This window comes from Pseudomonas paraversuta (assembly GCF_904067025.1).
GTDB classification, from domain to species: domain Bacteria; phylum Pseudomonadota; class Gammaproteobacteria; order Pseudomonadales; family Pseudomonadaceae; genus Aquipseudomonas; species Aquipseudomonas paraversuta.
Genome location: NZ_CAJFDA010000001.1, coordinates 4,147,814 through 4,160,000, shown reverse-complemented (window position 1 = coordinate 4,160,000; position 12,187 = coordinate 4,147,814). Strand labels below are relative to the sequence as shown.

10 protein-coding genes and 2 rRNA genes (1 of these 12 only partly in view) are annotated in these 12,187 nt (G+C 58.3%); 8 read left to right on the top strand and 4 right to left on the bottom strand.

Annotated elements, in window-relative coordinates:
• The 5 genes from JQ848_RS18980 to JQ848_RS18960 all read left to right on the top strand — a co-directional run.
• Positions 1-530, top strand: a 23S ribosomal RNA gene (locus JQ848_RS18980); it begins 2,364 nt to the left of the window's first position.
• Positions 531-686: 156 nt separating this feature from the next.
• A 5S ribosomal RNA gene (rrf, locus tag JQ848_RS18975) occupies positions 687-802 on the top strand.
• Between the two features lie 210 nt (positions 803-1,012).
• A complete protein-coding gene (locus JQ848_RS18970; RefSeq protein ID WP_003439736.1) occupies positions 1,013-1,672 on the top strand; it encodes a paraquat-inducible protein A in 660 nt (219 codons plus the stop codon).
• Complete coding sequence (locus JQ848_RS18965; protein WP_003439738.1) at positions 1,659-2,282, top strand: paraquat-inducible protein A; 624 nt, start codon at positions 1,659-1,661, stop codon at positions 2,280-2,282. The genes JQ848_RS18970 and JQ848_RS18965 overlap by 14 nt, the downstream gene beginning before the upstream one ends.
• The gene (locus JQ848_RS18960) at positions 2,275-4,578 is read left to right on the top strand and encodes a PqiB family protein (protein ID WP_003439740.1); all 2,304 of its coding nucleotides are present in this window, start codon (positions 2,275-2,277) and stop codon (positions 4,576-4,578) included. The genes JQ848_RS18965 and JQ848_RS18960 overlap by 8 nt, the downstream gene beginning before the upstream one ends.
• A 75-nt stretch (positions 4,579-4,653) precedes the next feature.
• On the opposite strand, the gene mksF is transcribed toward JQ848_RS18960, so the two are convergent.
• From mksF to mksB, 3 genes are read right to left on the bottom strand one after another with little or no spacing between them, the layout of a single operon-like run.
• A complete protein-coding gene (gene mksF / locus JQ848_RS18955) occupies positions 4,654-7,494 on the bottom strand; it encodes an Mks condensin complex protein MksF (RefSeq protein ID WP_160628426.1) in 2,841 nt (946 codons plus the stop codon).
• Positions 7,491-8,153 (bottom strand): Mks condensin complex protein MksE, encoded by a 663-nt coding sequence (gene mksE, locus JQ848_RS18950; RefSeq protein WP_127196083.1) that lies wholly within the window; start codon positions 8,151-8,153, stop codon positions 7,491-7,493. Before mksE ends, mksF begins: the two co-directional genes overlap by 4 nt.
• Positions 8,143-9,420 carry an Mks condensin complex protein MksB gene (gene mksB, locus JQ848_RS18945; protein WP_161717902.1) on the bottom strand — a complete coding sequence of 426 codons (1,278 nt, stop codon included), beginning with the start codon at positions 9,418-9,420 and terminating at the stop codon, positions 8,143-8,145. The genes mksE and mksB overlap by 11 nt, the downstream gene beginning before the upstream one ends.
• Positions 9,421-9,597: 177 nt before the next feature.
• Between mksB and JQ848_RS18940 the strand changes: the two genes are divergently transcribed.
• Both JQ848_RS18940 and rimI read left to right on the top strand, forming a co-directional pair.
• Positions 9,598-10,374: an energy transducer TonB gene (locus JQ848_RS18940; RefSeq protein WP_202211026.1), complete on the top strand. Its 777-nt coding sequence runs from the start codon at positions 9,598-9,600 to the stop codon at positions 10,372-10,374.
• On the top strand, positions 10,367-10,819 hold the full coding sequence (gene rimI, locus JQ848_RS18935) for a ribosomal protein S18-alanine N-acetyltransferase (protein WP_003439747.1): 453 nt from the start codon (positions 10,367-10,369) through the stop codon (positions 10,817-10,819). Before JQ848_RS18940 ends, rimI begins: the two co-directional genes overlap by 8 nt.
• Positions 10,820-10,980: 161 nt before the next feature.
• On the opposite strand, the gene JQ848_RS18930 is transcribed toward rimI, so the two are convergent.
• Complete coding sequence (locus tag JQ848_RS18930) at positions 10,981-11,397, bottom strand: hypothetical protein (RefSeq protein ID WP_003439748.1); 417 nt, start codon at positions 11,395-11,397, stop codon at positions 10,981-10,983.
• Between the two features lie 120 nt (positions 11,398-11,517).
• On the opposite strand from JQ848_RS18930, the gene can reads away from it, so the two are divergent.
• Positions 11,518-12,162, top strand: a complete 645-nt coding sequence (gene can / locus JQ848_RS18925; RefSeq protein ID WP_003439749.1) for a carbonate dehydratase — start codon at positions 11,518-11,520, stop codon at positions 12,160-12,162.
• The last annotated feature ends 25 nt before the right edge of the window (positions 12,163-12,187 follow it).

The window sequence follows — 12,187 nt, the reverse complement described above, 5'->3', positions numbered from 1 at the left end:
GAAAGTAGGTCTTAGTGATCCGGTGGTTCTGTATGGAAGGGCCATCGCTCAACGGATAAAAGGTACTCCGGGGATAACAGGCTGATACCGCCCAAGAGTTCATATCGACGGCGGTGTTTGGCACCTCGATGTCGGCTCATCACATCCTGGGGCTGAAGCCGGTCCCAAGGGTATGGCTGTTCGCCATTTAAAGTGGTACGCGAGCTGGGTTTAGAACGTCGTGAGACAGTTCGGTCCCTATCTGCCGTGGACGTTTGAGATTTGAGAGGGGCTGCTCCTAGTACGAGAGGACCGGAGTGGACGAACCTCTGGTGTTCCGGTTGTCACGCCAGTGGCATTGCCGGGTAGCTATGTTCGGGAAAGATAACCGCTGAAAGCATCTAAGCGGGAAACTTGCCTCAAGATGAGATCTCACTGGAACCTTGAGTTCCCTAAAGGGCCGTCGAAGACTACGACGTTGATAGGTTGGGTGTGTAAGCGCTGTGAGGCGTTGAGCTAACCAATACTAATTGCCCGTGAGGCTTGACCATATAACACCCAAGCAATTTGTGTTCTTGGTGACAAGAACAGACAAGTTGCGGTGTGTGAAGACGATACAAACCGAAAGTTTGCATAACACACAAATCTATTACATACCCATTCGCTGGAACGTTAACCGCAAGGTAAACGCGCTGGCTACCGAATTTCTTGACGACCATAGAGCATTGGAACCACCTGATCCCATCCCGAACTCAGAAGTGAAACGATGCATCGCCGATGGTAGTGTGGGGTTTCCCCATGTGAGAGTAGGTCATCGTCAAGATTAAATTCCAAACCCCCTGTCTGCTCACGCAGACAGGGGGTTTGTTTTTGTGCCGAGAAAAGTTGCAACATGCCTGGCCGCAACAAGCTGCAACTCGGGCACTGCGTGCCCAGATTCACCTGCAGCTCAAGTCCTACAAATATGCACAGTTATTTTGTAGTCCGCGCACTAGAATAGGCGCAGTCATTTTCTGAGCCCGAGACTCCCTATATGCCAGATCCGGTTGACCCCCAAAGGGTGTCAGATCTACCGCTGGACGAGTTAGTGGCCTGCCACGAGTGCGATCTGTTGATGCGCAGGCCACATCTCGCTCTCGGCGAAAAAGCCCAATGTCCGCGCTGTGGGTATGAGCTCTATGCTCATCGGCACAAAGTCGTCGAACGCAGCCTCGCGCTGGTGATCGCCGCTTTGCTGCTCTACGTGCCCGCGAACTTTTTGCCCATCATGCAACTCAATCTATTGGGCCAGGCGTCGCAAGACACGGTCTGGAGCGGTGTGCTTGGCCTGTTCAATACCGGCATGCAGGGGATCGCCGTTGTAGTCTTCCTGTGCAGCATGGGGATTCCGCTGCTCAAGCTGCTATGCCAGCTCGTCGTGTTACTCAGCATTCGCTGGAACATAGGCCGTAGCTACGGGCTGCTCATTTACCGTATTTATCACCACTTACGTGATTGGGGCATGCTTGAGGTGTACCTGATGGGAGTACTGGTGGCGATTGTGAAATTGTCCGACCTTGCAGAGTTGAGCCTCGGTCTTGGTTTAACCTGTTTTGTCAGCTTATTGCTGGTACAGGTCTGGCTGGAAGTTGTGATGTCGCCGCACCAGATCTGGCAGGCATTATCCGGGGAGGATGTCCATGCGGGCGATTGATGCAGGTATCTTGATCTGTGGCGAGTGTCACGAGCTGAACAGACAAGACCCCGAGACCGACGAGCAAAGCTGTACCCGATGTGGCGCTCTGGTACATGCGCGTCGTCCCGACAGCCTTATGCGTACCTGGGCATTGCTGTTAACCTCGGCCATTCTCTACATTCCGGCCAACCTGCTGCCCATCATGACCGTCAACTCTTTGGGCCAGGGTTCCCCGAGTACCATCATGGCGGGTGTCATTGAGCTGGTGCAGCACGGCATGATCCCGATTGCGGCCGTGGTATTTGTGGCCAGTATTCTGGTGCCAACCTTCAAGCTCGTCGGCATCGCCTTGCTGTTGTTTTCAGTGCAACGCCGTCAGCCGCTGTCAGCCCGGCAACGGATCATCATGTACCGCTTTATCGAATTCATTGGCCGCTGGTCAATGCTGGATATTTTTGTCATCGCCATTCTGGTGGCGGTGGTGAATTTTGGACGTATAGCCAGCATCGAGGCCAATCTTGGTGCGGTGGCTTTTGCCAGTGTGGTGGTATTAACAATGCTAGCCGCTGTAACTTTTGATCCCCGACTGATTTGGGATAACACGGAGTCGGACGACGACCATGAGTGACTTGCCTACCGCTAAAACCCGCCCGGCTTCCAACTGGTCGGCGATCTGGATTCTCCCGCTCATTGCCCTGATCATCGGTGGCTGGCTGGGATGGCGTGCCTATACCCAGACCGGAATCGACATTCAGGTGCGTTTCGAAAGTGGCGAAGGCATCGTCGCCAACAAGACTGAAGTGGTCTACAAAGGCATGCCCGTGGGCAAGGTCAAAACCCTGGCTCTGGACGAAGCTGGCCCGAGCAACGGTGTCATTGCCACAGTCGAGATGGATAAAGACGTCGAGCAGTACCTGAGAACCAACACCCGATTCTGGCTGGTCAAACCCAGCGTCTCTCTGGCGGGTATTACCGGCCTGGAAACACTGGTATCCGGCAATTACATCGCCGTCAGCCCGGCAGATGGCGAGTCAACGCGCAAATTCAAAGCCTTGTCACAAGAGCCGCCTCTGTCTGACGCCAAGCCAGGACTGCACCTGACGCTCAAGGCAGACCGCCTGGGCTCGTTGAACCGGGGCAGTCCGGTGTTTTACAAACAGATTCAGGTTGGTCAGATCAAAAGCTACGTGCTCTCTGAAGATCAAAGTACGGTCGAGATCAAAGTCTTTATCGAGCCGACTTACGCCAACCTGGTGCGCAAACACACACGTTTCTGGAACGCCAGCGGCATCAGTATCGACGCCAACCTTTCAGGGGTGAAAGTGCGCAGTGAGTCTCTGGCCAGCATTGTTGCCGGAGGCATAGCCTTCGCGACGCCGGAGAACCGTAAAGACAGCCCGCCAACAGACACAAATCTGCCGTTCCGGCTGTATGAGGACTTTGATGCCGCGCAGGCGGGGATCAAGGTCAAAGTCAAACTCAGTGACTTCGAAGGCCTGCAGGCAGGCCGTACACCGGTCATGTACAAAGGTATTCAGGTCGGTAGCCTCAAGGCCTTGAAAGTTGACCCGGACCTCACCAGTGCCAGTGCCGAACTGGCCCTTGATCCGCTGGCGGAAGATTACCTGGTGCAGGGCACCCAGTTCTGGGTGGTAAAACCTTCTATTTCGCTGGCCGGGATTACGGGGCTGGAAGCTCTGGTGAAAGGCAACTACATCGCCATTCGCCCGGGAGACAAAGGCAGCACACCGGAACGCGAATTCATTGCGCGGCCCAAAGCACCACCGCTGGATCTGCGCTCACCGGGTCTGCACATGGTGCTCTTCACCGATAATCTGGGATCACTGGATGTCGGTAGCCCGATTCTCTACAAGCAGGTCAAGGTTGGATCGGTCCAGAGCTATCAGTTCTCCCGAACCAAGAAGCAGTTGGTCATTGGTGTCCACATCGAGAAAGAATACGAAAACCTGGTGAACGCCTCGACCCGTTTCTGGAATGCCAGCGGCATCACGCTCACTGGCGGATTGACCGGGGGGATTCAGGTCAAGAGTGAGTCCCTGCAAAGCCTGATGGCCGGCGGGATTGCATTCGAAACACCGGAAGCCACGGCGCCCCTGCAAAAACGCATCCCTCGTTTCCGCCTGTATACCGACCGCGACGCGGCGATGCAGCAAGGTGTCGCTGTAACAATCAAAGTGGCACGTGCCGACGGGCTGCGCAGCGGTACGCCGATTCGTTTCAAAGGTCTGGATGTAGGCAAGATCGAAAGCATCGACCTCAGTGACGACCTGCAGTCGGTCATGCTCCAGGCCCGTATCACCGAAGTGCCGGGGCGGATAGCACGGGTGGGCAGTCAATTCTGGGTCGTCAAACCCGAGCTTGGATTGATGAAAACCGCCAACCTGGAAACCCTGGTCACCGGTCAGTACATAGAAGTGCAGCCTGCTGCCCGGCAACTGGGGCCGCAGACCAGCTTTGTCGCTCTGGATCAAGCCCCGGAGGCTGCCGTCTCGCAAGCCGGGTTAAGCCTGGTGTTGAGTGCGGCACGCCGTGGTTCGCTCAAGGAAGGGGTACCCGTGACCTACCGTGAAGTTACGGTGGGCAAGGTCACTGGATACGAGCTGGGCAATACCGCTGACCGTGTACTGGTGCATATCCTGATCGAGCCGCGTTACGCGCCATTGGTTCGCACTGGCAGCCGCTTCTGGAACAGCAGCGGCTTTGGTGTCGATTTTGGTCTGTTCAAAGGCGCCACAATCCGTACCGAGTCCCTGGAGACCCTGGTCCAGGGCGGTATCGCATTCGCTACCCCGGATGACGGCAAGATGGGTAATCAGGCCCGCCCGGAGCAAACCTTCCCCTTGTTCGACAAGTTCGAGGAAGAGTGGCTGCAATGGGCACCGAAAATCCCGTTGGCTAAATAGCCTTCAGCTGCACCCGCTTACCAAAAGACCGCGATCAATGATCGCGGTCTTTTGGTTTGCAGCGCATTTCAGGTCTCAGACCTCATCCAGCTCCGGCTGTTGAACCGGTACGCCAGCGACCGGTTGCACTTCGTCATGGCGACGAATGTACTTCCAGTCATCCTCGTCGATGTAAATCCCGTTCGGGCCGCTGCCGCCTTCAAGGTCGATGGCTACGTGGGCACAGACCTGCGGCTTGACACTGGCCAGGATAGGCACAAACCCCAGCTGCAGACTGGTTTCCAGCAGCGCGGTCTGGTTCTTCTCGTCGATGTCGGCCGCTTCGTCGAGGTAGTACGGCAGTCGAATGCGCCCGGCCTGATCGCGGTCCATCAAGTGCAGCAACAGATACATGTTGGTCAGCGCCTTGATGGTCATGGTCGTACCGTTGGACGCAGCACCGTCGATATCGGTATGGATCACCGGCTGGCCATTGACCTTGGTGATCTCGAACGCCAGCTCAAACAAATCCTTGAGCCCCAACTGGTTATGGTTTGCCGCTACCAGTCGCGCCAGATACTCCTTGGCCTCTTCGTTCTTGTTGTCCTGCTCGGCGCTCTGGCTGAGGTCGAACACCGACAGGGTTTCGCCTTCTTCGTACTGACCGGCGCTGTGGATAATCTGATCGATATGCTTGAGCGCTTCCTTGTTCGGTGCCAGCACGATACGGAAGCTTTGCAGGTTGGAGACCTGACGCTTGTTGATCTCGCGGTTGAACAACGCCAGCTGGTGTTCAAGGCTGTCGTAGTCACTGCGAATATTGCGCAGGGTGCGGGCGATGTCAGTCACGGCTGCACGACGGGCCTTGCCCAGGGTCAGGGCTTCTTCGGTGCGGTGGGCATAAGCGTTGATCAGCAGTTGCAGGCGGCGCTCCATGTCGTCTTCGCTGTCGAACTTGGCCACTCCCTTCAACCGCACCTGGGCATATAAGGCTTCGATCTGCCCGTCGCTGCGCAGCAGACTTTGCCAGCTGTCCTGATAGTCATTGAGCAGCGGCAACAGGTTGTCCATCGAGTCGTCGACCGGGTCCATGAACGGCGTGCCGAACGGCAGGTCGGCAGGCAGTAACTGACGACGGCGCAGGCTGTCATCCAGGGTGCGCTGCTTGGCTTCCATGTCACCGATCTGGCGGCCCACCAGCTGCAGCTTGGCCGACAGTTGTTGCACCCGTTCGGTGAACGCATCGCTGGAGCGTTTCAGTTCGTCTTGCGCACCTTCGGCCTGGGCCAGTTGCTCAAGCTTTTCGCCTTCCTCGGCACTCAACGTCTGACTGCGGCGGAAGTCTTCCAGCGCCTTTTGTGCGTCCAGCACCTGTTGATACAGTGACTCAGCTTCGCTCTTGCTCGCCGCCCGGTCAGAGGTCACGGCCTGCTGGGTTTTCAGTTGTTTGAGTTCTTTTTCCAGACGCTCTTTGTGCTCGCGCAATGCCGCGCGGTCCGCCAGTGCCTGCAGGGCCGGCGGCTCGATATGGCCAAGATCGATGCTAAGCCCTGGCGCCTCAAAGCGCTCACCTTTGAAGCCGGCGAGGATCAGTTCCAGGGATTTGACCCAGGCATCGCTGTCATCCAGGGCAATGCCGTGCTCACCCAGCGGCAGGCTGAACAGGGCGCTGTTGAACAGGCGCATCAGGCGCTCTACATCCTGTTGCGAAAACTCTTCGCGCAGACGGGCGTAGCTGTTGTTGTCGGCGTGGTCGAGCTGCTGCTTGACCGACTTCAGGCGTTTTTCCAGATCCCGCAGGCGCTCATCCAGATCCTCGGCGCTGAATTGACGCGACTGGGACAGGGCCCCGGCCAACTCATCATGGGCATCCTTGGCGGCCAGCAGCTGCTGCTCCAGCACTTTCACATCGTCAACCAGGGCAAAGCGGTGCTTGAGCACTGACAGCTCACCAAGCCAGCGCTGTATACCGCTGATTTCCCGCTCCAGGCGCATCAGTTCCTGGGTGCTGCTGCGCTGATCGTTTTGCAGCGAATCCTGTTCGTTGCGGTAGTGCTCGGATTGAATCAGCAACTCTTCCTTGCGTGCCCCGGCGTAGTCTTGCCAGGTGCCGAGCAGAGAATCCAGGAGCGGTGACAGGCGATGCAGCTTGCCGCGCAGCAGATCACGCTGGCGAACACCGGCGGCCAGCGCTTCCACCAGAGGCCCGGCGCCCACCAGCGCATTGTAGTCCTGCTCCATGCGGCGTACGTCGCGGAAGGCTTCTTCACAGGCGGCAATGTAATCGACGCTGCCCGAACGCAGGCTGTGCTCAAAGGCATCGAGGAACAGTTGCTTGAGCTTGGCCGCAGTGATTTCGCGCATGTGCAGCAGGTTGATAAACAGGGCGCGGAACGTCTTCATGCTCTGCTCGCTGGTGGAACGCAGCGGGATCAGCGTCAGGTCCAGCGGAATCGAGGTGTGCCCGCCCACCAGCAGACGGCGCAGTTCGTCGGGCTTGAGCTCATAGGCCTTGAGACCATTGCGCTCAAGGTTGGTGAACAGCTCCTTCTGCCGCAGGCAGGTGTCGTCTTTCTGATAATGGGCCAGGTCCAGTTTGCCTGCGTAGGCAAAGAACTGGTGACCGAAGCCGCCACCCGGGCCACGTCCGACCACGCCGATTACATGGGGGCCATGGGGCAGTGAGACTTCGACGAGGATGTAGCTGGTGTCGGACGCAAAGTAGAAGCGGCGCGACTGTTCAAGGCTGTACTTGCCGAAGCTCATGTCTGACATGCGCGCCAGAATCGGGAACTGCAAGGCATTGATCGAAGCTGATTTGCCGAGGTTGTTGGCACCGTACACCGACAGTGGGTGCTCAAGCGGGAAAAGGCCCAGGCTGTAACCGGCGGTATTCAACAAGGCAAAACGGCGTATTCCGTAGCGTTCCTGGCTCATGCATCCATCTCCTGTTGCTCGGCGGCAATGGCGCGTGCCAGTGCGGCTTCTTCGTCCTCTTCCTCGGGCTCAGCGTCATCGTCGATCAACACCGGCGTGGGCAGCGGCAGAATGCTGTGCAGGCTGGCGGCCAGATCGCGGTCTTGCTGAACCGACAGGCAAACATCCAGGAAGCGGTGCATCGGCGGCAGAAAACGGTAGATCCCGGGTTCTTCGCTGGCGAATCCGAGCTGGGTCATGCGGCGCATGATCTTTTCTTCCAGCTCTTCGTGGGAAGTGACCTCCGCCTGTACAAACAGATCACGGTATTTCTCCAGCAGCGCAGGCAGTTCATCGCGGCCCAGGCTGCCACCATCGAGTACGGCAATCGGGTCGCGACCCTGATCGGCCAGATGCTCGACGATGATAAAGGTGAACAGTGCCAGGCGTTGTGCGGTCTTGTTCACTTGCGCGGTGGCGGTGTCGGGCACGAAGTAATAAAAGCCGCGGGTATCACACACCAGCTCAAAGCCCAGTGCCTTGAACAGGGCGCGGTACTGATCCTGAAAGTTTGACAGTTGCGCGTACAGCTCCGGGTCACGACGGCTGACGTGGTAACCCTTGAACAACTCGCGAAAGATCGGCGCAAGTTGGGACAGTTCTGACAGATCAAGATGCATGGAGAGGGCTCGCTGTAGTCTCGGTTGCGTCTTCGTTGCGAGAAAGCAGGGCGAAGGAACGCAGGCTGACCAGATGTTCGTGGGTGTGATAATCGCGGCGCTCCAGGCGTTCGCGCACGAAGCGTTTTTCCCGTGACAGGCGGGAGAACCAGTACAGCAACTCGTCGGTGTCACCGTCTGGCTCCTGTGCCAGCAGCCAGTTCATCAAGTCCGGCATTGGCAGCGCGTCGCTGCAACGATCGAGCATTTCCTTGACCGTACGCGGCGCTTTGGGTGTTTCGCCCCGGTGGGTTTTATGCGCCTTGGGGAAACGTGCCGGTTTTGCTTCGAAGCGGGCCAGCGCATACACGTAGGCCTCCACCTGACTGGCGCTGCCCAAAAAGGTACTTTGCGGGCGCGTGAACATCGGCATCGAGGCTTGCGGCACGGCGTCCAGCCCTTTGCGGCGGATGGCTGCCAGCGCCAGTGCGGCGCCACGGGTCACGGCATTGTGCCGGCGCGCTTCTTCACGCAGCGGCAGCAACAGCTCGCGGGCATGGCGCAAAGTCAGCTGGGCGCTGGTTTGCATCTCAAGGATCCGCGCATGGGTGCGCAGCAACATGTCGTCGTCCACCAGATGGCCGAGTCGCTGTTGCTCGCTGAGCATGCGCAGCAATACGTTTTCAACCTTGCGCACGCCTTGCTCGAAAGCACCGTCGGCGTTGACCAGCTGGATCATGGGCTCGACGTATTCGTCCCACGTTGCCAGAACCTCGGCATAACGCTGGCGCAGCGGGATCTGCCGGTCGCTGGTCTTGGCCCGCTCGGCTACCGCGACCAGGGCCTGTTCATCATTGGCGAGTTTTTTCAGCACATCGCGAACGCGCATATCGAGCAAGCGCAGCTGGCGCGCCAGATCATGACCGTCACGAATGTCGAACGCATCCTGGATGTACCCCGCCAGACGCTCCAGATGACGCAGATAGGCTTCGATCTCCAGGCACAGGCCAAGGCGGTGCTCGCGCCTCAGGTACGCCAGAAAATCGAGGATCTGTGCATTTAACTCAAAGCGGTTCGGGCTTTTGGCGACCGGCACCAGAATATCCAGCCGGATCCAGCTGTCGAGGACGTTGGTGATGTCCTGTGGCGTGCTATCCACTTGATGGATAGCCAATTGCAGACGTAGTTCGCTGAGGCTCAACGTGCCTTGGTCGAAGTGTTCACACAAAGGCTCAAGGAGTGCCCAGTGCTCGGCAAGGGCACGTAATACGCGCTTGGGTTCGATCATGGGAGGGCCGGTCAATTGGCAATGAAAGTTCGCGATTGTACTGCAACGTGCCGTCGAGTCATCACTTGACGATCAGAGGCGCAACCCGCCGAGCATCCGTTTTTCATCAACGGGGGGCGGGAAGGGCAGAAGGGCGGTAGAATTGCCCATCTTTAGTTATCCACAGATGGCCGCCCCTTGTTGAACGAGTCCCGCCGCCGCGCGTATATGACTGCCATGCAGGTGGTCAGCTGGTTACCGCGCACCGAATTGCCATTTGCCGCGCCTTCGCGGCCCGAGCTGCTGGTGCTCCCCGAGCCGCCCGCAGAGCCCGTGATTACGCGGCCTGCGGTCAAGGCAGTGGCGGCTGCGAGCGCGCCTGCAGAGCGGCCAAAGATCGAAGTGCCCCGGCCTTCGATCTCTGTGCGTGCGGCCAGCAAGCCCGTGGTTGAAGCCGAACCGGTACCGGTCACGCCCAAGGTGGTGCAACTGCCGCCGCCGCGCTTTGCCTTGCAGTTGCTGCGGGCCGGGCGTTGTCTGGTGCTGGTGGAGTTACCCACAGGCAGCGCGTTCCAGAGCCGTGATCCGGCGTATTTATTGTTAAAGGACATGTTGCGCGCTGCCGGTCTGCCCGACAGCCCGCAAATCATTGGCGAGCCCGTGCGCTGGCCGTTGTTGCGCCGGGGCAATGTCGACCAGGGGCCGGAAGCCGCGCAGGAATTCGTGCAGGGCTTTGTCATGGCCCGTCTCGAAGAGGCCGAGTGTGCCTGCTTGTGGCTGGTGGGGCTGCCAGCGGTGCGTTTTGCCGGTGAGGCAGACGCGCAAGCGTTTAACACTGAACTTGAAATTGAAGGGCTGGGCTGCGCATGGGCGCTGCCGGGTCTGGAACTCTTAATGGATGAGCCACAACGCAAAGCGCATGTGTGGCAAGCCATGCGCCGGCTGATGGCGCGCTGGAAACAAAACGATGAGTGACGCTGTAACCTTTCGTCCGATGACCGAGGCGGACCTTGAAGCCGTATTGAAAATTGAATACGCCGCCTTCAGCCACCCCTGGACCCGCGGTATTTTTCTCGACGGTCTGGGGAAATACCAGATCTGGCTGATGTTTGAAGGCGAGCAGCAAGTGGGCCACGGGGTGGTGCAAATCATCCTCGATGAAGCACATTTGCTGAACATCACCGTCAAGCCGGAAAGCCAGGGCCGTGGCCTGGGACTCAAGTTGCTCGAGCACCTGATGTCCATTGCCTATGCCAACAAGGCCCGGGAGTGTTTCCTGGAGCTGCGCGACAGCAACACGGCTGCGTTCAAGTTGTATGAGCGTTATGGCTTTAACGAAATCGGCCGCCGCCGTGACTACTATCCGGCGGTTGGCGGACGTGAAGATGCAGTCGTGATGGCCTGCACCCTGGTCGACTGAACCGCACCGCCACCCTGCAGGAGCTGGCTTGGCAGGAGCTGGCTTGGTAGGAGCCGGCTTGGTAGGAGCTGGCTTGGTAGGAGCTGGCTTGCCAGCGAGCTTTTAACAACATACAGCTCGCTCCTGCAGGTGGGGTGGGAGCTGGTTTGCCAGCGATCAAGTCATTCAGGTTTACGCCCCACCGGATCTATATCTGCCAGCTCCGCTTCGTCCAGGCCGTGGCCTGCACCGATTTCACTTTCCTTGACCACGCTCAGATCCCAGTCTGCTGCGCCACCCCGTTCTTCCATTGCCTCGTAGGCATCCCGTGCTCCGTCCTCGGGTATCAGCATCTGCGCATCCAGATCATCCGGGTCCGAGCCATTGCCCGGCAGTGCCGCTCCGCTGATTTCCCGGTTGCGCGGGCGATTGTCACCAATATGGCGCTTGTACTCTTCATCGGTCACCAGATCATCCAGCGACTCGCGGGTATCCTGCGGGTCGTCAAAGTCCAGCGGTTCAACCGAGCCCATGCGGTCTTCCATATCGTCGATGTCCTCGGGTTCTTCTGCTCCAAACGGACGACGTGAATCAGTCATGGTAATTCCTCATAATGTGAGTCCTGTTACGGTGGACTCTAGACGATCCTGAAGATTCCACGTGACCCCGACCAGCGGTTGGCTGTCAAAGCAGCGCATCAACTCTTGAGGCTTCACAGCATGAACGAACTACAAGACCTGATTGATAACAACGAACGCTGGGCAGATGCGATCAAGCAGGAAGATCCCGAATTCTTTGCCAAACTGGCCCGCCAGCAAACGCCGGAATACCTATGGATTGGTTGTTCGGATGCGCGGGTACCGGCCAACGAAATCGTCGGCATGCTGCCTGGCGACTTGTTCGTACACCGCAATGTGGCCAATGTGGTGCTGCACACCGACCTCAACTGTCTGTCGGTCATCCAGTACGCAGTGGATGTATTGAAGGTCAAACACATTCTGGTCACCGGCCACTATGGCTGTGGCGGGGTGCGGGCTTCGATGAAGGACCAGCAGCTGGGTCTGATCGACGGCTGGCTGCGTTCGATACGCGACCTGTATTACGAGAACCGCGAAATGCTGGCGCTGTTGCCGACCGAGGAAGAGCGCGTCGACCGTTTGTGCGAGCTCAATGTGATCCAGCAAGTGGCCAACGTGGGTCACACCAACATTGTGCAGAACGCCTGGCATCGCGGGCAGAAGCTCTCGGTCCACGGCTGCATTTACGGCATCAAGGACGGCCGCTGGAAAAGCCTGAACACCACCATCAGCGGGTTGGACCAGTTGCCGCCGCAATACCGCTTGCGCCCGGCGGGGGCGGTGTGAAACGCCCCCGCAACCTGTAGCCGCA